At 53.8% G+C, this 21955-nt stretch carries 21 protein-coding genes; 9 read left to right on the forward strand and 12 right to left on the reverse strand.

Features of this window, described 5'->3' with window-relative positions:
- Positions 1–59 precede the first annotated feature (59 nt).
- Genes ACO7SM_RS14885 through hutI form a run of 3 tightly spaced genes read right to left on the reverse strand, consistent with a single transcriptional unit; the run spans position 60 to position 2998 of the window.
- Positions 60–797, reverse strand: coding sequence for a histidine utilization repressor (locus ACO7SM_RS14885; RefSeq protein ID WP_490468186.1), 738 nt, complete (start codon positions 795–797; stop codon positions 60–62).
- A gap of 39 nt (positions 798–836) precedes the next feature.
- Positions 837–1778 (reverse strand): formimidoylglutamase, encoded by a 942-nt coding sequence (gene hutG / locus ACO7SM_RS14890; protein WP_490468187.1) that lies wholly within the window; start codon positions 1776–1778, stop codon positions 837–839.
- On the reverse strand, positions 1775–2998 hold the full coding sequence (hutI, locus tag ACO7SM_RS14895) for an imidazolonepropionase (RefSeq protein ID WP_490468188.1): 1224 nt from the start codon (positions 2996–2998) through the stop codon (positions 1775–1777). Before hutI ends, hutG begins: the two co-directional genes overlap by 4 nt.
- Positions 2999–3227: 229 nt before the next feature.
- Between hutI and ACO7SM_RS14900 the strand changes: the two genes are divergently transcribed.
- Positions 3228–4511, forward strand: coding sequence for a putative acyl-CoA thioester hydrolase (locus tag ACO7SM_RS14900; RefSeq protein WP_490468189.1), 1284 nt, complete (start codon positions 3228–3230; stop codon positions 4509–4511).
- 87 nt (positions 4512–4598) lie between these two features.
- Here ACO7SM_RS14900 and pgl read toward each other — a convergent pair whose 3' ends face one another.
- On the reverse strand, positions 4599–5594 hold the full coding sequence (gene pgl / locus ACO7SM_RS14905; protein ID WP_490468190.1) for a 6-phosphogluconolactonase: 996 nt from the start codon (positions 5592–5594) through the stop codon (positions 4599–4601).
- Between the two features lie 162 nt (positions 5595–5756).
- Between pgl and ACO7SM_RS14910 the strand changes: the two genes are divergently transcribed.
- Positions 5757–6575 carry a pyridoxal phosphatase gene (locus ACO7SM_RS14910; protein ID WP_490468191.1) on the forward strand — a complete coding sequence of 273 codons (819 nt, stop codon included), beginning with the start codon at positions 5757–5759 and terminating at the stop codon, positions 6573–6575.
- On the opposite strand, the gene modC is transcribed toward ACO7SM_RS14910, so the two are convergent.
- From modC to ACO7SM_RS14930, 4 genes are all read right to left on the reverse strand, one after another.
- Positions 6576–7634: a molybdenum ABC transporter ATP-binding protein ModC gene (gene modC, locus ACO7SM_RS14915; RefSeq protein WP_490468192.1), complete on the reverse strand. Its 1059-nt coding sequence runs from the start codon at positions 7632–7634 to the stop codon at positions 6576–6578. It lies immediately after the preceding gene.
- A 2-nt stretch (positions 7635–7636) separates the two neighbouring features.
- Complete coding sequence (gene modB / locus ACO7SM_RS14920; RefSeq protein WP_490468193.1) at positions 7637–8326, reverse strand: molybdate ABC transporter permease subunit; 690 nt, start codon at positions 8324–8326, stop codon at positions 7637–7639.
- Positions 8326–9099 carry a molybdate ABC transporter substrate-binding protein gene (modA, locus tag ACO7SM_RS14925; RefSeq protein ID WP_490468194.1) on the reverse strand — a complete coding sequence of 258 codons (774 nt, stop codon included), beginning with the start codon at positions 9097–9099 and terminating at the stop codon, positions 8326–8328. Before modA ends, modB begins: the two co-directional genes overlap by 1 nt.
- Positions 9100–9265: 166 nt before the next feature.
- Positions 9266–9415, reverse strand: coding sequence for an AcrZ family multidrug efflux pump-associated protein (locus tag ACO7SM_RS14930; protein ID WP_203358432.1), 150 nt, complete (start codon positions 9413–9415; stop codon positions 9266–9268).
- Between the two features lie 128 nt (positions 9416–9543).
- Here ACO7SM_RS14930 and modE point away from each other — a divergent pair, with 128 nt between their 5' ends.
- The 6 genes from modE to galM all read left to right on the forward strand — a co-directional run bounded on the left by modE (position 9544) and on the right by galM (position 16339).
- Positions 9544–10332 carry a molybdenum-dependent transcriptional regulator gene (modE, locus tag ACO7SM_RS14935; protein ID WP_490468195.1) on the forward strand — a complete coding sequence of 263 codons (789 nt, stop codon included), beginning with the start codon at positions 9544–9546 and terminating at the stop codon, positions 10330–10332.
- A 67-nt stretch (positions 10333–10399) separates the two neighbouring features.
- Complete coding sequence (gene modF, locus ACO7SM_RS14940; protein ID WP_490468196.1) at positions 10400–11872, forward strand: molybdate ABC transporter ATP-binding protein ModF; 1473 nt, start codon at positions 10400–10402, stop codon at positions 11870–11872.
- A 208-nt stretch (positions 11873–12080) separates the two neighbouring features.
- A complete protein-coding gene (galE, locus tag ACO7SM_RS14945) occupies positions 12081–13097 on the forward strand; it encodes a UDP-glucose 4-epimerase GalE (protein ID WP_490468197.1) in 1017 nt (338 codons plus the stop codon).
- A gap of 9 nt (positions 13098–13106) precedes the next feature.
- A complete protein-coding gene (gene galT / locus ACO7SM_RS14950) occupies positions 13107–14153 on the forward strand; it encodes a galactose-1-phosphate uridylyltransferase (protein ID WP_490468198.1) in 1047 nt (348 codons plus the stop codon).
- Between the two features lie 3 nt (positions 14154–14156).
- Positions 14157–15305: a galactokinase gene (galK, locus tag ACO7SM_RS14955; RefSeq protein WP_490468199.1), complete on the forward strand. Its 1149-nt coding sequence runs from the start codon at positions 14157–14159 to the stop codon at positions 15303–15305.
- Positions 15299–16339, forward strand: a complete 1041-nt coding sequence (gene galM, locus ACO7SM_RS14960; RefSeq protein ID WP_490468200.1) for a galactose-1-epimerase — start codon at positions 15299–15301, stop codon at positions 16337–16339. Before galK ends, galM begins: the two co-directional genes overlap by 7 nt.
- 42 nt (positions 16340–16381) lie before the next feature.
- Here galM and chbG read toward each other — a convergent pair whose 3' ends face one another.
- The 4 genes from chbG to chbC all read right to left on the reverse strand — a co-directional run bounded on the left by chbG (position 16382) and on the right by chbC (position 20759).
- Positions 16382–17140, reverse strand: a complete 759-nt coding sequence (gene chbG, locus ACO7SM_RS14965) for a chitin disaccharide deacetylase (RefSeq protein ID WP_490468201.1) — start codon at positions 17138–17140, stop codon at positions 16382–16384.
- A gap of 11 nt (positions 17141–17151) precedes the next feature.
- Positions 17152–18495: a 6-phospho-beta-glucosidase gene (locus ACO7SM_RS14970; protein WP_490468202.1), complete on the reverse strand. Its 1344-nt coding sequence runs from the start codon at positions 18493–18495 to the stop codon at positions 17152–17154.
- A 71-nt stretch (positions 18496–18566) separates the two neighbouring features.
- Positions 18567–19385 carry a transcriptional regulator ChbR gene (gene chbR / locus ACO7SM_RS14975; RefSeq protein ID WP_490468203.1) on the reverse strand — a complete coding sequence of 273 codons (819 nt, stop codon included), beginning with the start codon at positions 19383–19385 and terminating at the stop codon, positions 18567–18569.
- Between the two features lie 12 nt (positions 19386–19397).
- Positions 19398–20759, reverse strand: coding sequence for a PTS N,N'-diacetylchitobiose transporter subunit IIC (gene chbC, locus ACO7SM_RS14980; RefSeq protein WP_490468204.1), 1362 nt, complete (start codon positions 20757–20759; stop codon positions 19398–19400).
- Between the two features lie 400 nt (positions 20760–21159).
- Here chbC and gpmA point away from each other — a divergent pair, with 400 nt between their 5' ends.
- Positions 21160–21912 carry a 2,3-diphosphoglycerate-dependent phosphoglycerate mutase gene (gpmA, locus tag ACO7SM_RS14985; RefSeq protein WP_490468205.1) on the forward strand — a complete coding sequence of 251 codons (753 nt, stop codon included), beginning with the start codon at positions 21160–21162 and terminating at the stop codon, positions 21910–21912.
- The last annotated feature ends 43 nt before the right edge of the window (positions 21913–21955 follow it).

Consider the following 21955-nt stretch of genomic DNA (forward strand, 5'->3'; position numbering starts at 1 on the left):
CAGAAATGATACATTTTTGTTATATTGCGTCAGCAATCACGGTTTTTGCGGTTGTCCGATCAGGACATGAAATGGCCTTGCAGGCGATAACGCGACCCCGGAAAAAGTAAACGCGCATGAGAGACGATCTGCGTTGCCGACCAGGTGGTACGACGGATAAGCAAGCACGGGTCATGTTCTTTGATCTTTAATAAGGCGCACTCTTCTGCCGTGGCGCGCACCGCCTCGACAATGTGCTCCCCTTCGGTCAACGGGGCGATCAACGACAAATAGGCATGCGGCGTTGTCTGCTGGTAATCCTGAGAGAGATAGTCCGGCACCACTTCAGCATTCACACAGCGATCCTCAATTTGTACCGGCAGAGCGTCTTCGTAGTGCACCATAATAGAATGGAAAATGGGCGTCCCTTCTTTGACGTTGAGCGCCGCCGCCTGTAGCGCCGTCGCCCTGGTGCTCTGAAGCGTCAACACTTCACAACGGTGCTGATGGTGACGGGCGATGATTTCGTCCGCAATGCTGCGGATTTCAAACAGCGCCGATTGTCCTTTCGGCTCCGCGACAAATGTCCCGACGCCCTGTAAGCGCACCAGCAGCCCCTCATCGGTTAGCTCCCGCAGCGCCCGGTTGATGGTCATTCGACTGAAACCATACTGCGCCACCAGCTCCGCTTCCGACGGAATACGGTCATGGGGTTGCCAGACCCCGCTGGCGATTTTTTCGCTGATAGCCTGTTTGACCTTTTCATAAAAAGGCGCCGGCGCGCTGGCCGTGGCAGAACGTGAGCGAGAGGGAAACATGCAACAGCCTTCCTTATGCGGTTAAAAGTGGGTCTGGTGTTAGTGCCACCAGTGCGCGATTTGCCAGCCAAGCCGCGCCGCAACTCGCGCTGCTTTGCCATCATCGTCAAAGCGGGGGTTAAATTCAACCATATCCACCGCCTGAAGTTTACCGCTTCGACAAACAGGTTCCACCAGACGCATCACGGTGGCCAGCGACACCCCGAGTGCAGCGGGCGCGGAAACCGCAGGCATTTCCCAGACCGGAAGCACGTCGAGATCGATAGTCAGATAGATTTTGTCCACGCTGGCGATAAACTGCGAAAGCTGTGGTTGTGCGTCGCCGCAGTCCAAATCTTCAACGACCGTCACCTTACGCCGTTGCGCTTCATCCCATAAGGCAGCGGTATTTGCCGCCCGACTCACGCCAAAGCAGGCATAATGAAACTCACGCTCCTGCGCCTCGCAGAGCTGGGCCAATTGCCGAAACGGCGTGCCGGACGTCGCGTTTTGTGCGTGGCGAAGATCCAGGTGCGCATCCAGATTGAGGATCCCAATGCGTGCATCCGGGAACGCATCCAGAACGCCAGCCCCATGACCAAACGCGGTTTCATGCCCTCCGCCTAACACCAGGGTGCGCATATTGGCCTGCTGACACTGCCGTACGGCGTCACGCAAGGCCTGTTGCGCCGCTTCAAGATCGGGGGCCTGCGCGATGATATTGCCTAAATCCACCAGTCGGTCATGCCCCTGATGCGCCGCCAGATTCGCCAGCGCTTTTCGCAGCGCGTCCGGTGCGCCCGCCGCACCTGGCCGCCCCTGATTACGCTTTACACCTTCATCACAGGCAAACCCCAGTAACGCGATATTCTCCGGGTATGAGGATGGGGAAAATGTCGGACTGAGCGTGATGGTCTGGAACAGGCGCAGCGCATTGGCGGCTTCAGCGCTGTCGTCACGCCCCTGCCATAAAGAACGGGGAGTCGGTTGCCATTGCGTCATTTTATCTGCCCTCTGAAAACGCGTTGATACAGCGGGTTACGGCCCGGCTCGTACAGAATTTCAACCGGAAGCGCCGCATCCCAGACCACAAAATCAGCCACATAGCCTGCTTTAAGCTGCCCATGGGTTGCCTGTCGCCCGAGCGCTCGCGCAGCATGGCGTGTGACGCCGGCCCACGCCTCTTCCGGCGTTAGCCCAAACTGAACGCAGGCCATGTTCATCGCCAGATGCAGGCTAATGAACGGGCTGGTGCCTGGGTTAAAATCGGTGGCGATAGCCATCGGCACCTGATAGCGGCGCAGCAGTTCAACCGGAGGGCGCTGGGTTTCTTTGAGAAAATAAAACGCCCCCGGCAGCAGGACGCCCACGGTACCGCTTTGGCGCATCGCCGCGACGCCCGCTTCGTCCAGATATTCAATATGATCGGCAGACAGGCCGTGATAACGGCTGACCAACTGCGCACCGCCCAGCAAAGAGAGTTGCTCAACGTGGCCCCTCACCGGGATCCCCAGCGCCTGTGCGGCCTGGAACACACGATCGCTTTGCGCCAGAGTAAAACCGACGCTTTCGCAGAACAGATCCACGGTTTCAAACAGCCCCTTTTCCCATAAATAAGGCAGCATCGACTCGCACACTTGCGTGATGTAACCGTCTGGATCGTCGCGATATTCCGCTGGCGTGGCGTGCGCCGCCAGTAACGTCGGACTGATTTCTACGGTGTTTTCAGACGCCAGCGTCGCGATGACCCGTAGCATCTTCTCTTCGGTGGGCAAATCCAGCCCATAGCCAGACTTTATCTCCAGCAGCGTGACGCCTTCTTTAACCAGACGCGCCATTCTGGCCCGCGCGATGGCAAGCAGATCGTCAGCGGAGGCTTTTCGCGTCGCCGACACGGTCGAATTAATACCGCCGCCCTGGGCGCTAATCTGTTGATACGAAACCCCGTTCAGCCGCTGTTCCCATTCTGCGGCGCGGTTGCCGCCAAAGATCAGGTGCGTATGGCAGTCTACCAATCCCGGCGTGACCAGGCGGCCCTGCATATCCAACGTCTTGCCCTGCGCTGCCGCTAATGATGACTCGGGGACAATATCCAGTATGTTGCCCTGACGCACCACCAGCGCATGCCCCTCGACCATGCCATACGGCGTATTGCGTTCAGGGTCCATGGTCGCCAGTCGGACATTGCGCCAGATAACGTCATCAGGTAAAAGTTGCCGCATTCCATCCACCACTTGTCATAGGTTGTATAGACATTTATTTTTATTCCAGCGCTATTGTCAACCGGGGGGACGATAAATGTTGCTTATTTGTGACGTGTCGGCCCAATCCACGGGGCATCCGCTGCCTGAAATGAACTTTTTGCCTTTTCGCCTTTCCGTTTCGCCCAACTTAGTATAAAAAAGCAGGCTTCAATGGAATTAATTTAACTTTCAAAGCCCGGAGCAACCTGTGAACACATTTTCGGTTTCCCGTCTGGCGCTGGCACTGGCTTTTGGCGTGACACTGACCGCCTGTAGCTCTACGCCGCCCGATCAAATCCCTTCCGATCAAACTGCGCCTGGAACGTCCTCGCGTCCGATCCTGTCGGCGAATGAAGCACAGAACTTTGTTGCTGCTCATTATTTCGCTTCACTGACGCCGAATACGGCACCGTGGTCGCCTTCTTCTATTTCTCTGCCAGCGCAGCCTGACTTTGTGGTCGGCCCGGCAGGCACGCAGGGCGTCACGCATACGACGATTCAGGCGGCAGTGGATGCTGCCATTACCAAACGTACCGATAAGCGTCAGTTTATCGCGATTATGCCAGGCGAATATCAGGGTACCGTGTACATTCCGGCCGCGCCTGGCAGCCTGACGCTGTACGGTATGGGCGAGAAGCCGATTGATGTGAAAATTGGATACGCCATCGACGGCGATATGAGCATTGCTGACTGGCGTCGCACGGTAAACCCGGGCGGTAAATATATGCCGGGTAAACCCGCGTGGTACATGTTTGATAGCTGTCAGAGCCAACGTAACGCGAACATTGGCGTCATGTGTTCAGCGGCGTTCTGGTCACAGAATAACGGCCTGCAATTGCAGAACCTGACTATCGAAAACAATCTCGGTGACAGCGTAGATGACGGTCATCACCCAGCCGTTGCCCTGCGCACCGACGGCGACAAAGTTCAGATCAACAAGGTGAACCTTCTCGGTCGTCAGAACACCTTCCTGGTGACCAACAGCAGCGTGCAAAACCGTCTGCAAAACGATCGTCAGCCGCGCACGCTGGTAACCAATAGCTACCTCGAAGGGGATGTGGATATTGTTTCTGGTCGTGGTGCCGTGGTGTTTGATAACACGGACTTCCGCGTTGTGAACTCCCGTACACAAAAAGAAGCCTACGTTTTCGCCCCGGCAACGCTGTCTAACGTCTTCTACGGCTTCCTTGCCACCAACAGCCGTTTCACGGCTAGTGGCGATAATGTCGCGCAACTGGGCCGCTCGCTGGATGTCGATACCAACACCAACGGTCAGGTGGTGATCCGCGATAGCGTGATCAATGAAGGCTTTAATATGGCCAAACCGTGGGCTGATACCGCGATTTTCAAGCACCCGTTTACGGGAAACACCGGTACGATGGATGATAAGGGTGAGATTCAGCGCAACCTGAACGACACCAACTTCAACCGCCTGTGGGAGTACAACAACCGCGGGGTAGGTAGCAAAGTGGTTGCAGAACCGAAGCAGTAATCGCAGTCCTGGCCCGGTCAGCGCATGCGCTACCGGGCAATGCGCCGGATGAGGTTTGATACGCCTTATCCGGCCTGCGACACACAATTAGTAGGCGTTAACCACGACCCACATTGGCCCCTGGCCCACCGCATAGCGCGCTTTTTCGCTTAGCAGCCCCTGCTCGCCGACAATGTCATACACCGCAATATGGTGTGACTTTTGCCCGGCGGCTATCAGATATTTTCCCTGATGGTCAACATTGAAGCCACGCGGCTGGGTTTCCGTCGGCTGGTAGCCTTCTTTGGTCAGCACGCTACCATCTTCAGAAACACTGAACACCGTAATCAGACTGGCGGTACGATCGCAGGCATACAGATGACGGCCATCCGGCGTAATGTGAATGTCTGCCGCCCAGCGTGTGTCAGAGAAATCGGCAGGCATCATATCCAGCGTTTGTACGCACTCCACGTTGCCATGAGGATCGTTGAGTTCCCAGACATCCACGGAGCTGTTCAGCTCATTCACGCAGTAGGCGTATTGCTGGTTCGGATGGAATGCCATATGGCGCGGGCCAGCACCTTCAACCGTCGTCACTTCCGCCGGTTCCTGCGCCACCAGTTTGCCGTCGTCGCTGAGCGTAAACAGGCAAATGCGATCCTGTTTGAGTGCCGGAACCCACAAAGTACGATTATCCGGCGAGATGTTCGCGGAGTGGCATCCCTCCAGCCCTTCAACAACATCCACCACCTCAACAGGCAGTCCATCTTCCAGACGCGTCACGCTGACGTTTCCGGCATTGTAGGATCCGACAAAGACAAAGCGGCCCTGGCGATCGGTGGAAATATGCGTCGGACTGCCCGGCAATGCGGACTGTGCAGCAAACGTCAGCGCCCCGTCGTCTGGCGCAATGCGATACGCCAGTACGCGAAACTCCGGGCGCACGCCCACGTAGAGATAGCGCTTATCCGGGCTGACCACCATCGGCTGAACCTGGCCGGGGACGTCAACCACCTGCACAAGCGTCAACACGCCTTCATGATTCAGGCTCCAGACGTGAATTTGCTGGCTTTCAGGGCTGGCGGTATAAACTGTTTGCTTCATGAATGCTCCTTTGCTTTGGCAACTGGCTGCAATAACCGGATACAGCTTAACGTAGTCGCTTTTAACGATGAATTCTGAATTAACGCTCAGAATTTTGTCCGACTCTCTTCTCGGTGTACCATTCTCTCAGACAAAACTCTCAACCTTAACCTGGAAATATCTATGACCGCTCGCGTGATTGCTCTGGATTTAGACGGTACCTTGCTGACCCCGAAGAAGACCTTGCTGCCCTCCTCGCTTGAGGCACTTTCACGCGCCAGAAAAGCCGGGTATCAACTTATCATTGTCACCGGTCGCCATCACGTTGCGATTCACCCTTTTTATCAGGCACTGGCGCTGGATACACCTGCAATTTGCTGTAACGGCACCTATTTGTATGATTATCATGCAAAAAACGTACTGGAAGCGGATCCCATGCCGGTGAGTCAGGCGCTGCAATTGATCGATATGCTGGATGAGCACCAGATCCACGGGCTGATGTACGTTGATGACGCCATGCTCTATGAGCGCCCGACCGGGCACGTGCTCCGCACCAATAACTGGGCGCAGGCTCTGCCGCCGGAACAGCGCCCGACGTTTACCCAGGTGCCTTCGCTGGCTCAGGCCGCGCATGAGGTGAATGCCGTCTGGAAGTTCGCCCTGACGGACGAAGACATTCCTAAGTTGCAGCAATTTGGTCAGCACGTCGGACAGACTCTGGGTCTGGAGTGCGAATGGTCATGGCACGATCAGGTGGATATTGCGCGTAAAGGCAACAGCAAAGGAAAACGCCTGACGCAGTGGGTTGAGGCCCAGGGAGGCTCAATGCAGGATGTGATTGCATTCGGCGATAACTTTAACGATATCAGTATGCTGGAAGCCGCGGGCACCGGCGTCGCCATGGGCAATGCCGAGGAAGCGGTGAAAGCGCGGGCCAATGTTGTCATCGGCGACAATACCACCGACAGCATCGCGGCGTTTATCTATTCTCATCTGCTGTAATCAGGCGGTAATCGACACGCTCTTGATTTGCGCGTACAGCCACAGGCCAGGTTTGATACCCAACTCATCCCTGGCCCACGGGCTGATCCTCGCCCACAGAGTCTTGCCCCCAACCTCCAGTTGCACTTCAACCTGCCCTTTGTCGTCATAACACTGCGCCACTTTTGCGCGCAAAATATTACGAATACTGGTTTGCTGCGGCGGTTGCAGTACCAGTGAGACATCCGAGGCCTGGATGCGAATGCGCATCGCGGTTTGCAGCGGCTCATCAAGCTTGCTCACCCACAGATGCTGATCCCCGAGAGCCAGCGCCGTCATCGCATAATGCGGATGGTGTTCCAGTACGCTGACTTTCAGAATGCTGCTCTGCTGCTCCTGCGGCAGCCACGGGTGCATGACATTGCTCCCCCACACATCCTCCAGCGCGCCAAAGGCTTTCACCTGACCGTTTTCCAGCACTATGACGTTATCCGCCAGGTGCAAGATCTCATCTAGAGAGTGGCTGACATACAGCATGGGAATATGGATTTCACGCGCCAAACGTTGCAGGTAAGGCAGCAGCTCACGCTTACGCGGAATATCCAGCGAGGCCAGCGGTTCATCCAGTAACAGGAGTTCTGGCGCCGTCAGCAACGCCCGCCCGATAGCCACGCGTTGCTTCTCACCACCGGAGAGGCTTCCCGGGAAACGGTCCAGCAGCGGTTCAATACCCAGCAAAGCCACCAGTTTATCAAACTGTCCGGCCATGCTTTTCGCCATCCCGTAACGAAGATTGCCGCGCACTTTATAATGCGGGAACAGGCGAGCATCCTGAAAAACATACCCCACGCGCCGTTTTTCCGGGGTTAAACAAATGCCGTTTTCGACATCGTTCAGCACCCGGCCATTCAGCACAATGCGCCCGGTTTGCGGGCGCGTCAGACCGCTGATGGCATTAATGAGCGAGGTTTTCCCGGCACCGGAAACACCAAAAATCGCGGTGATCCCGCTGGCAGGTAACGTTTCGTTGAGCGTCAGGCAATGTGTGCCTAACGTCTGGGAGAAGTTGAGTTCCAGCATCGTTATCTCCCCGTCCGTTCACGGCTAATGCGGGCCAGCCATTCCGAAACCAACAGAGAAATCAGCGCCAGTACGATAGAGATCAAACACAGTCTCGCCGCCGCGCTTTCCCCTCCGGGCGTCTGGATCAGGGTATACATTGCAGAAGGAATGGTGCGCGTTTCGCCGGGGATATTGGAAACAAAGGTAATGGTTGCGCCAAACTCGCCGAGCGAACGGGCAAACGCCAGCACCGTACCCACAATAATGCCCGGCAGGGTGAGCGGTAGCGTAATGGTCAGGAACACGCGCCAGCGGCCTGCGCCGAGCGTGCGGGCGGCCTGTTCCAGTTTGACATCCACCCCTTCCAGCGCCAGGCGAATGGCCCGCACCATCAACGGGAAAGACATGACGGCCGCCGCCAGCACCGCGCCGCGCCAGCTAAACGCAAAGGTAATGCCGAACACATCATACAGCCACTGGCCGATAAACCCGCGTCGCCCCATCGCGACCAGCAGGAGATAGCCCACCACCACGGGCGGTAACACCAACGGCAGATGCAAAACGCTATCGAGCAGGGCTTTGCCTGGAAACGAGCACCGGACAAGTAACCAGGCAAAAAAGATCCCAAACGGCAGGCTAAACAGCACGGCCAGGGAAGAGACTTTCAGGCTCAGTAAGACAGCCTGCCATTCTGGATCGGTCAGTATCATTACTTCGTCGTAAATCCATAACGTTTAAAAATGTCAGAAGCCTGCGGTCCTTTCAGGTAGTCATAGAACGCGCTGACCGTGGCGTTTTTGTGTCCATCGACAATCGCAATCGGATACTCTACTTTTTTATGCGAATCTTCCGGGAAGGTACTCACCACCTTCACGCCTTTACTGGCTACGGCATCAGAGCCGTAAACAATCCCCAGCGGCGCTTCGTTACGCTCCACTAACGCCAGCGCGCCGCGAACATCTTCAGCCGGTGCAAGCTGTGCCGTCAGAGTATCCCATGCGCCCAGTTTTTGCAGCGCTTCTTTGGCGTAGATACCTGCCGGAACGTGATCGGGGTCGCCAACGGCCAGACGTCCGCCGTTCAGCAGTTGCATCCAGGGGGTTTTGCTGTCGATGGTGAACGCTTTCTGCTCGCTCGCTTGCGGTGCGACAACCACCAGGCTGTTACCCAGCAGCGTTTGACGCGAACCGGTATCTATCGCTTTTTTATCAACGGCGTAATCCATCCATTTCTGATCGGCAGAGATAAACAGATCGGCAGGCGCCCCCGCTTCAATCTGGCGTGCCAGCGTTGAAGAAGAGGCAAAAGACGAGACAACATCAACGTTTTTCTCTTTTTTGTACTGTGCGGCAATATCCTGCATCGCGTTGGTCAGTGACGCTGCCGCAAAGACGGTGATTTTCCCTTCATCGGCCAGCGCTTGACCAGCAACGGTTAACGTTAATGTTGCCCCGGCAAACAGGCGTAACCATCTATGAGCCATCTGTAACTCCTTTTGAATATCGTTATGTACAAATAAATATAACGGTATTGCCAACATTTTCCCAGCGGTTATTCACGCCCATGAGAGATGACACAAAGAAAATATCGGCAGAGAAAGCAGGATCTTGAGAAAACAAAAACGCCCGACTGAGCGGGCGTTTGGGGAATTAATGGTTCTGTCTGGGCTGATCTTTTTTACCGATACCGGAGAAAATGTTGAACACTTCTCCCAGGCCGTAGATCATCCCGAGGATGACGGCCATCACGACAGGTACCATGATTACGGCGAATACCAGACTTTTTAATAACTCTAACATGGTCAACTCCAGATATAATCCTTCAGTTATTCTAACCTTATAAACGAGAAAAGCACTCCCCTTTTGTGCTATCGGCTTTGCGCGCCCGCCGTTTTCCGTCACAATAACCCTTTTGCCAGGATCTTGTTATGCAAGCCGAAATCCTTCTCACCCTGAAACTTCAGCAAAAACTGTTTGCCGACCCACGACGCATTTCTCTGCTTAAGCACATTGCGCTTTCCGGCTCCATTAGCCAGGGCGCGAAAGATGCAGGCATCAGTTACAAAAGCGCCTGGGATGCGATTAACGAGATGAACCAGCTTAGCGAGCAGACGCTCGTGGAGCGCGCAACGGGCGGCAAAGGCGGCGGTGGCGCGGTGTTGACGCGTTATGGTCAACGACTGATCCAGCTTTATGATTTACTGGCGCAGATTCAGCAAAAAGCCTTCGATGTGCTGAGCGACGACGATGCGTTACCTCTCAATAGTCTGCTGGCGGCGATCTCCCGTTTTTCACTGCAAACCAGCGCCCGCAACCAGTGGTTTGGCACCATCACCTCGCGTAACCACGATCAGGTACAACAGCACGTCGACGTCCTGTTAGCCGATGGCGAAACGCGACTGAAAGTGGCGATCACGGCACAAAGCGGCGAACGTCTGGGCCTGAATGAAGGTAAAGAGGTACTGATCCTCCTGAAAGCGCCCTGGGTAGGTATTACCCAGGACGATGCCACCGCACAGGCAGCCGACAATCAGCTTCAGGGCACCATCAGCCATATCGAACGCGGCGCCGGGCAATGTGAAGTGCTGATGACGCTTCCGGATGGTCAGACCTTGTGCGCCACATTGCCGCGTGAAGAGGCCGCCAAACTGGAAGAAGGCGCCAACGTGACGGCGTATTTTAACGCCGACAGCGTGATTATCGCCACGTTGTGCTAAGCACATTGACATTGTTTCACGAAAGACGTATCCCTGTGGTTCATCGCTGCAAAAAATGGGATATAAAATGTCATCGTTGCATATTTCGCAAGGCACGTTTCGTCTGAGCGATACCAAAACGCTTCAACTGAACACGTTTACGTTGAATGCGGGTGATAGCTGGGCGTTTGTGGGCTCCAACGGTAGCGGAAAATCCGCGCTGGCACGAGCGCTGGCGGGTGAACTCCCCTTATTAAAAGGTGAACGTCAGTGCGCCTTTACGCGCAGGACTCGCCTCTCATTTGAACAGTTGCAACAACTGGTCAGCGATGAATGGCAGCGCAATAACACCGATCTGCTCAGCCCAGGCGAAGAAGATACCGGGCGCACAACGGCGGAAATTATCCAGCAAGAGGTCAAAAACCCCTCCCGTTGCGCTGAACTCGCCGCGCAGTTTGGCATCACCGGGTTACTCACCCGACGGTTTAAATACCTCTCTACCGGCGAAACGCGCAAAACCCTGCTCTGCCAGGCGCTGATGTCCGAACCCGATTTGTTGATTCTCGACGAGCCGTTTGATGGGCTTGATGTGGCTTCCCGCCGCCAGTTAGCGGAGCTTCTCGCCACCCTGCATCAATCGGGCTATACGCTCGTGCTGGTCTTAAACCGTTTCGATGAGATCCCTGACTTTGTCCAGTTTGCGGGCGTCCTCGCTGACTGCACGCTGACAGAAACCGGCGAAAAATCCGCGCTGTTACAACAGGCGCTGGTAGCCCAACTCGCCCACAGCGAGCAACTGGCAGGTATGCAATTACCCGAACCCGATGTCCCTTCCGCGCGCCACACCCTGTCGGAGACAGAGGCGCGGATTGTGCTGAAAGACGGCGTCGTTTCCTACAACGATCGCCCTATCCTCAACCATTTGAGCTGGCAGGTTAATCCGGGCGAGCACTGGCAGATTGTCGGCCCTAATGGCGCAGGGAAATCGACGCTACTCAGCCTGGTCACCGGCGATCATCCCCAGGGCTACAGCAACGACCTGACGCTGTTTGGGCGTCGTCGTGGCAGTGGTGAAACCCTGTGGGATATCAAAAAACACATTGGCTATGTCAGCAGCAGTTTGCACCTTGACTACCGTGTCAGTACCACGCTACGTAATGTGATCCTGTCGGGCTTTTTTGATTCAATCGGCATCTATCAGGCCGTCTCGGACAGGCAGCGCAAGCTGGTGCAGCAATGGCTGGATATTCTTGGAATGGATAAGCGCACCGCCGACGCGCCGTTCCATAGTCTTTCCTGGGGACAACAGCGGCTGGCGCTGATTGTTCGGGCGCTGGTGAAACACCCCACGCTGCTGATCCTTGATGAGCCGTTGCAGGGGCTTGACCCGCTAAACCGTCAGCTTGTCCGCCGCTTTGTTGATGTACTGATCGGCGAAGGGGAAACCCAACTGCTGTTTGTCTCTCACCACGCCGAAGACGCGCCAGACTGTATCACCCATCGCCTGGAGTTTGTGCCGGAAGGCGACGGGTATCTCTACCGGCAGACAGCACGCCATTGATTTTCATCCGTGGGCGCGTCAATGCGCCCTTTTTTTTCGGACAAACTCTGCAACTCTTCCTTAATCCTATGATTTACAATGGCGTCATTAATTGCTGAACCTAAAGATATCGAAGTGTAAACGATTCCACTAATTTATTCCGTGTCACACTTTTCGCAACTTTGTTATGCTATGTTTATTCCATACCATATGCTTAACGGAGCGAATTATGAGAGTGTTGGTTACAGGTGGTAGCGGTTACATAGGAAGCCATACTTGCGTACAGTTACTGAAAAACGGTCACGACGTCATCATCCTTGATAACCTCTGCAACAGTAAGCGCAGTGTACTGCCCGTTATTGAACGTTTAGGCAAAAAGCATCCGACTTTCGTTGAAGGCGATATTCGCAACGAAGCGCTGATGACCGAAATCCTGCACGATCACGCGATTGATACCGTGATTCACTTTGCCGGACTGAAAGCCGTTGGCGAATCCGTCGCTAAACCGCTGGAATATTATGACAACAACGTTAACGGCACCCTGCGTCTGATCGGCGCCATGCGCGCTGCCGGCGTCAAAAACTTCATCTTCAGCTCCTCCGCCACCGTTTACGGCGACCAGCCGAAAATTCCTTATGTCGAAAGCTTCCCGACCGGTACGCCGCAAAGCCCGTACGGCAAAAGCAAACTGATGGTCGAACAGATCCTCGCCGATCTGCAAAAAGCGCAGCCTGACTGGAGCATCGCGCTGTTGCGTTACTTCAACCCGGTCGGCGCGCATCCGTCAGGCGATATGGGCGAAGACCCGCAGGGCATTCCAAATAACCTGATGCCCTACATTGCCCAGGTGGCAGTGGGTCGTCGTGACTCTCTCGCTATCTTTGGCAACGACTACCCGACCGAAGACGGTACCGGCGTGCGCGACTACATCCACGTGATGGATCTCGCCGACGGGCACGTCGCTGCAATGGAAAAACTGGCCGGTAAACATGGCGTACACATTTATAACCTTGGCGCAGGTGTCGGCAGCAGCGTGCTGGACGTCGTCAACGCCTTCAGTAAAGCCTGCGGCAAACCGGTGAACTACCATTTTGCCCCGCGTCGCGAAGGCGATCTTCCCGCTTACTGGGCGGATGCCAGCAAAGCAGACCGCGAACTGAACTGGCGCGTCACCCGTACGCTTGACGAAATGGCGCAAGATACCTGGCACTGGCAGTCACGCCATCCGCAGGGATATCCGGATTAAGGAACAATCATGACGCAATTTAACCCTGTCGATCATCCACATCGCCGCTTTAACCCGCTCACCGGGCAATGGATTCTGGTGTCGCCACATCGTGCGAAACGCCCCTGGCAAGGGGCGCAGGAAACGCCGTCTAACGACGTCCTGCCTGCTCACGATCCGGACTGTTTTCTGTGCGCAGGCAACACCCGTGTGACCGGTGATAAAAACCCCGACTACACCGGTACCTACGTTTTTACCAACGACTTTGCCGCCTTAATGTCCGACACGCCGGACGCGCCGGACAGCCACGATCCGTTGATGCGTTGCCAGAGCGCGCGCGGCACCAGCAGGGTTATCTGTTTTTCTCCGGATCACAGCAAAACGTTACCCGAATTGAGCGTCCCCGCACTGACGGAAATCGTTAAAACCTGGCAGGAACAAACCGCCGAGCTGGGAAAAACGTATCCGTGGATACAGGTTTTCGAGAACAAAGGCGCGGCAATGGGGTGCTCCAACCCGCATCCACACGGCCAGGTATGGGCTAACAGTTTCCTGCCCAACGAAGCCGAACGTGAAGATCGTCTACAAAAGGCGTATTTCGCTGAGCAGGGTTCCCCGATGCTGGTGGATTACGTTCAGCGTGAACTGGCTGATGGCAGCCGTACCGTCGTGGAAACCGGGCACTGGCTCGCGGTCGTCCCCTACTGGGCAGCCTGGCCGTTTGAAACCTTGCTGTTGCCAAAAGCGCATGTATCGCGCATGACCGATCTCACCGATGACCAGCGCGCCGATTTGGCGCTGGCGTTGAAAAAACTGACCAGTCGTTATGACAACCTGTTCCAGTGCTCATTCCCCTACTCCATGGGCTGGCACGGCGCGCCATTTAACGGCGAAGAGAACGAACACTGGCAACTGCACGCGCACTTTTATCCGCCGCTGCTGCGCTCCGCGACCGTCCGTAAATTTATGGTCGGTTACGAAATGCTGGCAGAGACTCAGCGTGACCTGACGGCTGAACAAGCGGCAGAACGCCTGCGTGCGGTCAGCGACATCCATTTTCGCGAATCCGGAGTGTAAAAAATGAGTCTGAAAGAGAACACACAATCTCTGTTTGCAAAAATTTTTGGCTACCCTGCCACCCACACCATTCAGGCGCCAGGCCGCGTTAATCTGATCGGCGAACATACCGATTACAACGACGGTTTCGTGCTGCCCTGCGCTATCGATTATCAGACGGTGATTAGCTGTGCGACGCGCGACGATCGTAAAGTCCGCGTCATTGCCGTCGATTATGACAATCAGGTTGACGAATTCTCCCTCGACGCCCCGATCGTCACCCACGATAGCCAGCAATGGTCAAATTACGTACGCGGCGTGGTAAAACACCTGCAAAAACGTCACGCGGGTTTTGGCGGCGCGGATTTAGTGATCAGCGGTAACGTGCCGCAAGGCGCGGGGTTAAGCTCTTCCGCCGCGCTGGAAGTGGCGGTGGGCACCGTGTTCCAGCAGCTTTACCATCTGCCGCTGGACGGCGCGCAAATCGCGCTCAACGGCCAGGAAGCGGAAAATCAATTTGTTGGCTGCAACTGCGGCATCATGGATCAGCTGATCTCCGCGCTGGGCAAGAAAGACCATGCCTTGCTTATTGATTGCCGTTCACTGGGCACCAAAGCCGTATCGATGCCAGAAGGCGTGGCGATCGTTATCATCAACAGCAACTTTAAACGTACGCTGGTGGGCAGTGAATACAACACTCGCCGCGAACAGTGCGAAACGGGCGCACGCTTCTTCCAGCAGCCTGCTCTGCGCGATGTCAGCCTTGAGGCCTTCAACGCGGTTGCCAGTGAGCTGGATCCGGTGGTGGCAAAACGGGTTCGTCACGTCCTGACTGAAAACGCGCGTACCGTTGAAGCAGCAAACGCGCTGGAAAACGGCGATCTGAAACGAATGGGTGAGCTGATGGCGGAATCCCACGCCTCCATGCGTGATGATTTTGAAATCACCGTGCCGCAAATCGATACGCTGGTTGAAATTGTCAAAGCGACCATTGGCGAAAACGGCGGCGTACGCATGACCGGCGGCGGCTTCGGCGGTTGCATCGTCGCGCTGATCCCAGAAGCGCTGGTACCCGCCGTACAACAGGCCGTTGCTGAGCAGTACGAAGCAAAAACCGGTATCAAAGAAACTTTCTACGTCTGCAAACCTTCACAAGGAGCCGGACAGTGCTAAATGAAACCCCAGCGCTGGCACCTGATGGTCAGCCGTTTCGCCTGCTTACCCTGCGCAACAGCGCAGGGATGGTGGTCACCCTGATGGACTGGGGCGCCACGCTTCTTTCTGCTCGCATCCCCCTGAGTGACGGGAGTGTTCGCGAAGCCTTATTGGGTTGCTCCAGCCCGGAACAGTATCCCGAACAATCGGCGTTTCTCGGCGCATCCGTCGGGCGTTATGCTAACCGCATCGCCGACAGTCGCTACAGCTTCGCGGGTGAAACGGTCAGTTTGTTACCGAGTCAGGGCGAGAACCAGTTGCATGGCGGCCCCGACGGTTTTGATAAACGTCGCTGGCAGGTCGTCAACCAGAACGATTGTCAGGTGTTGTTTGCGTTGACTTCCGAGGATGGCGATCAGGGCTTTCCGGGACGTCTGTGCGCCACCGCGCAATATCGACTGACCGAAGACAATCGTATTTCGATTACCTACCGCGCGGCGGTGGATAAGCCCTGCCCGGTCAATCTGACCAACCACGTTTATTTCAACCTGGATGGCGATGTAACCGATGTCCGCAATCATAAGCTGCAGATTCTGGCTGATGAATATCTGCCGGTTGATGAAGGGGGCATCCCGCGCGAAGGACTGAAATCCGTTGCCGGTACCTCATTCGATTTCCGCCAGGCGAAAACGATCGCCAGTGCGTTTCTTGCTGATGACGATCAACGCAAAGTGAAGGGATATGACCACGCATTTTTGTTGCAGGCTGGGGGCGATGCACGCACTCCCTGCGCGCATCTGTGGTCACAGGATGAAAAGTTGCAGATGAAGGTGTACACCAGCGCGCCAGCGCTGCAATTTTATTCCGGTAACTACCTCGGCGGCACGCCTTCCCGTGGGCCGGACGCGTATGCCGACTGGCAAGGCCTGGCGCTGGAAAGTGAATTCCTGCCGGACAGCCCAAATCATCCGGAATGGCCACAGCCAGACTGTATTCTTCACCCGGGCGAAGAGTATGTGAGCCTGACGGAATATCAGTTTATCCCCGCCTGATTCCCTTAAACGCCCGGCAACTGCACCGCGCCGGGCGTGCTATCACAGACTGTGGTATGTCCCCAGGCGAAAACCGTGCCCCAGAACGGCCTGCTTCAATGCAGGCGACGCCAGCACCGCCAGTTCATCCAGCCGTTGAAAACAGTAGCTGCTTTGGCGAACGGTATTATCAATAAATCCAGGATGACACATCAGCTCAACGCTCTGCTCGCCGTTTGCCGTTGCCTGAGCCAGAGAGGCAAGAAAATAGCGCGTTGAAACGTTTTCCGCATAAAAATCACTGATAAAGTGGTCAACGCCCCTCCCCCCCTGCGGGATGATGTTTTGCTGCCGGGCGACCGGCCAGTCGATGCGTAATGGCAGCCCCTTTTCGCGGGCGAATTGCTCAACATGCCGCCAGACCTGGGGGATAAAATGGACATGGTGATGGCTGTCAATATGCGTCGGCTGTCGGGCAAACAGAGCCACGAAACGTTCATACTGCTGGTGCAATTCGGCCACGATATCCTCATCCGCCAGTTTGCCCTGTTTTGCTACCTCCCATACCCATTTTCCTAAGTGACCTTCCCGCGCTAGCGAAGGCATCCCGGACAACGGAGCGCCAAACGTGAGAACAAAGTGTAACCCCACGCCCAGATCGGGAAAATCCGCGCTGATTTCTGCCGCATGCTCAATACCTCCGGCATTCATCATCGCCGTCGTTGAGGTCACGACCCCGTGGCGATGCGCTTCAATAATGCCGTAATTAATCCCCTCGCTTAAGCCAAAATCATCCGCGTTCACAATTAACAGTGTCGACATCTTCCCTGACCTCATTTCCGAAGGGTGTCGATGGCATCGGCGAACTGCGGCAAATGTTGCGTATTTGCGAGCAGCATTTCCCGCGCCAGTAATTCCGCGCCGCTATCAGAGTCCACCAGCGGATTGAGATTGAGCGCCAGCAAAAGATCGTCAAATTTTCCACTCAACGCCGCATGGGCGGCGGCAATTTCAAACGCTTTTATGGTGTGAATCAGACCAAGAACCTTGTCGTCAAAATGGGTAATCCGCGGATGCGGCGTCGCGCCGTCTTTGCCTAAAAGACAGGTCATTTCCACCGCCCACTCCCGGGGAATATTATCGACATGTCCGCCATGAGGAACGTTGATATAGTGCTCGGTCTGTTTATCGTTATAGATAGCGTTAATTACTTCGCAGGCCGCATCAGAATAGTATGCGCCGCCGCGGGCCTCTAATTCTTTAGGCTTCACGGCGAGTTCAGGATCCTGATAGAGTGTGAAAAGCGTCTTTTCAAGTTTCTGCACAACCTGGGCGCGCACTTCGCCTTTGTAATATTCGCCCATCTCTATTGCCAGCATCTCTTTCTGCTTAAAGTAATACAGCAGATAAGAGCATGGCAGCAGATTTAACGAACGAATAAGTCCGCCACTAAACGGCAAGCTAAATATATTTTTTACCGTGCTGCCGTTATAGATACCGGACGTCACCAGATCAATGACTTCAGCGAATCGCGACACCCCGTTAACCCAGACATCTTTGATAAAAACCAGATGATTCAGGCCAAATAAATCGACAGAGAGTTCATCCTTTTTCGTTAACCCGAGAATGTCCTCAATAAACATCCGCATCCCCACCGGAACGTTACAGACGCCGATAAACTGACGAAATGAGGTATAGCGATACACCGCTTCGGTCACCATTCCGGCAGGATTGGTAAAATTAACGACCCACGCCTGAGGACAAATCTCCTGCACATCTTTAATGATGTCAAAAATAACGGGGATGGTGCGTAACCCTTTAAATAACCCGCCAGCGCCGTTGGTTTCCTGGCCTAAATACCCATGAGACAGCGGGATTCGCTCATCCAGTTCACGGGCTTTAAGCTGGCCGACGCGAAATTGCGTGGTCACGAAATCGGCATTCTGTAACGCTTCGCGGCGATCAAGGCTTTTATGGATAGCGATAGGTACGCCAGCCTGCTTTACCATGCGCTGGCACAGCGCATGGATGATATCGAGCTTTTCTTTGCCCTCTTCAATATCCACCAGCCAGAGTTCACTGACGGGTAACGCCGGATAACGTTTAATAAATCCTTCGAGAAGTTCCGGGGTGTAGCTGCTGCCGCCCCCAATGGTGACCACTTTTAATTTTTTCATTTTCACTCCTGAAAACAGTTTCCAGCATTTTCTGTAGAAAACGCGCCCACTGTCGAATATCGACACCAGTGCTACTGGTGTGAATTAATTAATTGCCTGCGATAGTTGCCAGGCGTGAAAGACGTCAGTTTTTTAAAGTTATTGATAAAAATACCCGGGCTACTGAACCCGGCATCAAAGGCAATATCCGCCACCGAAAAATTGGTCGTCTCTAACTGCTTCTTACAATAATTAATACGAATATCATTAATAATCTGCCCGGGGGTTTTCTGATAATATCGTTTTGTCGCACGTGTAAGGTAAGACTGCGTTTTTCCGGATAATCTAACCATATTATCCAGCGCACTTTCGGCAAACATCAGTTTTTTATGCATTTCTCTTACCAGTTGCGCTAACCAACCGGGTACAAAATCCTGCTGAGGATTATCTGCATAATGCTGTAGCCGGTTAATGACGTAAAAGGTGAGTAATTTATTAAATTCATCGCACTCACTCTGATGCACATCCAGAGTAGATAATGTAGACTCAACGCAGGTTAAAAATGAGTTTGACATCACGTAGCGCTGCGAAGCCACAAAGCATGACGGAAGCATATCCAGATAGTGTTCGTCGAAATAGCGTCGACTGATCCCCATATTTAAAATGCGCGTTACGCCATAGTCATAAAATGTTTGATGATAAGATCCCACGGGAATAAACACGAAGTCGCCACGCTCCATTATAACGCGTTTACCATTAATCTCCTGACGGTAACTTCCGGTCAGGACAAGGGTAAATTCATAATAATCGTGTTGATGTAATCCACTGAAACTCTCAGTTTTATCGAGGATAAAGAAGTGAAAATCCTTCCCCTTTAAAAACTGATTCTCATGAACAGTGTTAATTTCCATGGTAGTTTCTCATTAAAACTTCAACGCATTAGCAATATCTTCCTCGCTCTCTTCCTCATCAATCACCGTTTGCGCTTTATTCGCGAGGATAACGAATGGCAGGTAAATCAGGGTGGCGATGGTAAGATTCACCAGCGCCAGTATTAATGCGGCAATGCTTCCATTAGAGTTAAAGAATGCGCCAAGGCCGGGAGGCATTGTCCACGGTGCAAAATTGGTCGACGGCGGAATCAGACCCAATGAATAAACCGCAAGCGTAATTCCAGCGAGGATCGGCTGGATAAGAATAAAGGGGATCATCAATAGCGGATTCATAATAATGGGCAGGCCAAACAGAATCGGCTCATTGATGTTAAACAAACCGGATGGTAGCGCCATTTTCGCCACCTGTCGGTAATCAGCGCGGCGCGATGCGATAAAAATCGCGAGGATCAGACTCAGGGTAGCGCCAGTCCCGCCAAGATAGACATAGGACTCCATCATGGGGCCAGTCCAGAAATGGAAGGTTTTCCCTGCGGCCAGCGCGGCCTCTACGGATCCGTACTGAGCGTAGGTTGCCATGTTCTCCATTCCCCATGGCCCCAGAATTCCGCTATTTAATGCCGTTAGCGCCAGTCCGCCGTGTACGCCGAAAAACCACAGCAATGAGTTAAAAATCACATAGGCCCAGCCCACAACGCCGCCCAGCGATGCCAGAGGGGTGGCGATTGACGTCATAATTATCTGGTGAAAATGAGTCCCCACCAGCGACAGTCCCCAGGAAATCATCCCCATGATCAGAAGAATGATAAAGCCGGGGATCAATGCGGAAAACGAGCGAGAGACTGACGCGGGAACGCTATCAGGCAGCACAATAATCCATCGGCGGCGGACGATAAACGTGAACATTTCAGCGACAACCAGCCCAATGATAATCCCGGAAATAATATTGGCGCCGCCCAACCAGTTCGCGCCAATGGCATTACTGGTATTGCCCACGCTATATGGGGTGATCGTCATAAAAGCCGCAATGGATAACAACCCGGCAGCCAGCGCATCAACTTTTCGCTCTTCTGCCAGCGCCATGCCAATAAAGAAAGGCGTCAGCAGCGACATAATTCCGAGCGTGCCGTTATAAACACTGCCGCCAATAATTTTTAAACTATTCAGGGATTCAATTGTTCCCGCATCAACCCGAATGCCCATCGACCAGAAAAAAGAACCTGCGCCAAAATCCAGAAAGACATTATTAATAAGAACAAACATTGCCCCCACCAGCGTTAAAGGCATCAATCGAATAAAACCATTTTTTATCGCATTAACGTGTACCTGTTTTCCTAATTTTACGGCCACAGGTAAAATGATTCTCTCCAGAGAACTTATTGAACAAATCATAATAAATGCCCTCAAAACTGCGCTTAATAAGGAAATGCGCTTTGCTTAAAACCTCTTTGACGGAGTGCCAATAAAAAACCATGTAAAATAATTCAATCAATAACGAATACCATACCTGATACAGGAAAAACCCGGTAATGGATGAAAGACAAGAATGGTGACTCATTGACCTTTGAATTTGACGATTTTCACGTTTCCAGTATCTTTTCACGCCGGGAAAGCATCTAAACGCCGACTTCATCCCCCCTTCTACTCAAGCGCAAAAGCAACCTTTCATTTACAACAAAGTTACAATAAGACGTAATTTTCGCTATTGTATAGGGATAACCATTGCCGCTGAGGCGTCATGGCAATATAATGAGAATAATTATCATTAGATGAATAATTGAGGAGTAAGCATATGGCTGTAACTAAGCTGGTTCTGGTACGTCATGGTGAAAGTCAGTGGAACAACGAAAACCGCTTCACCGGCTGGTATGATGTTGATCTGTCTGAGAAAGGCGTGGGCGAAGCAAAAGCGGCAGGTAAACTGCTGAAAGATGAAGGCTATAGCTTTGATTTTGCTTATACCTCTGTGCTGAAACGTGCCATCCACACCCTGTGGAACGTGCTGGATGAACTGGATCAGGCCTGGCTGCCGGTAGAGAAATCCTGGAAACTGAACGAGCGTCACTACGGTGCGCTGCAGGGTCTGAACAAAGCCGAAACCGCAGAGAAATACGGTGATGAGCAGGTGAAACAGTGGCGTCGTGGCTTTGCGGTAACACCGCCAGAGCTGTCCAAAGACGATGAGCGTTTCCCGGGCCACGATCCGCGTTATGCCAAACTGACTGACAAAGAGCTGCCGGTGACAGAAAGCCTGGCGCTGACCATTGATCGTGTTATCCCTTACTGGAACGAATCCATTCTGCCGCGCATCAAAAGCGGTGAGCGCGTCATTGTTGCCGCTCACGGTAACTCCCTGCGCGCGCTGGTGAAATACCTGGATAATATGGGTGAAGATGAAATTCTTGAACTGAACATCCCGACCGGCGTACCGCTGGTGTATGAGTTCGATGAAAACTTCAAGCCAATCAAACGTTACTATCTGGGCAATGCTGACGAAATCGCAGCAAAAGCCGCTGCCGTTGCGAATCAGGGCAAAGCGAAGTAATCCCATTTGCCGGGTAGCCCTTCGTCATCGATTGACTACCCGG

The organism is Citrobacter sp. LJND-P06 (assembly GCF_058188415.1).

Coding starts and splice junctions, on each gene's coding strand:
- gpmA (WP_490468205.1), top strand. CDS start 21,160: ATGGCTGTAACTAAGCTGGTTCTGGTACGTCATGGTGAAAGTCAGTGG.
- ACO7SM_RS14930 (WP_203358432.1), bottom strand. CDS start 9,415: ATGTTAGAGTTATTAAAAAGTCTGGTATTCGCCGTAATCATGGTACCT.
- ACO7SM_RS14885 (WP_490468186.1), bottom strand. CDS start 797: ATGTTTCCCTCTCGCTCACGTTCTGCCACGGCCAGCGCGCCGGCGCCT.
- modA (WP_490468194.1), bottom strand. CDS start 9,099: ATGGCTCATAGATGGTTACGCCTGTTTGCCGGGGCAACATTAACGTTA.
- galT (WP_490468198.1), top strand. CDS start 13,107: ATGACGCAATTTAACCCTGTCGATCATCCACATCGCCGCTTTAACCCG.
- galK (WP_490468199.1), top strand. CDS start 14,157: ATGAGTCTGAAAGAGAACACACAATCTCTGTTTGCAAAAATTTTTGGC.
- chbC (WP_490468204.1), bottom strand. CDS start 20,759: ATGATTTGTTCAATAAGTTCTCTGGAGAGAATCATTTTACCTGTGGCC.
- pgl (WP_490468190.1), bottom strand. CDS start 5,594: ATGAAGCAAACAGTTTATACCGCCAGCCCTGAAAGCCAGCAAATTCAC.
- hutG (WP_490468187.1), bottom strand. CDS start 1,778: ATGACGCAATGGCAACCGACTCCCCGTTCTTTATGGCAGGGGCGTGAC.
- modE (WP_490468195.1), top strand. CDS start 9,544: ATGCAAGCCGAAATCCTTCTCACCCTGAAACTTCAGCAAAAACTGTTT.
- chbG (WP_490468201.1), bottom strand. CDS start 17,140: ATGTCGACACTGTTAATTGTGAACGCGGATGATTTTGGCTTAAGCGAG.
- modB (WP_490468193.1), bottom strand. CDS start 8,326: ATGATACTGACCGATCCAGAATGGCAGGCTGTCTTACTGAGCCTGAAA.
- galE (WP_490468197.1), top strand. CDS start 12,081: ATGAGAGTGTTGGTTACAGGTGGTAGCGGTTACATAGGAAGCCATACT.
- modC (WP_490468192.1), bottom strand. CDS start 7,634: ATGCTGGAACTCAACTTCTCCCAGACGTTAGGCACACATTGCCTGACG.
- modF (WP_490468196.1), top strand. CDS start 10,400: ATGTCATCGTTGCATATTTCGCAAGGCACGTTTCGTCTGAGCGATACC.
- ACO7SM_RS14970 (WP_490468202.1), bottom strand. CDS start 18,495: ATGAAAAAATTAAAAGTGGTCACCATTGGGGGCGGCAGCAGCTACACC.
- chbR (WP_490468203.1), bottom strand. CDS start 19,385: ATGGAAATTAACACTGTTCATGAGAATCAGTTTTTAAAGGGGAAGGAT.
- ACO7SM_RS14910 (WP_490468191.1), top strand. CDS start 5,757: ATGACCGCTCGCGTGATTGCTCTGGATTTAGACGGTACCTTGCTGACC.
- hutI (WP_490468188.1), bottom strand. CDS start 2,998: ATGCGGCAACTTTTACCTGATGACGTTATCTGGCGCAATGTCCGACTG.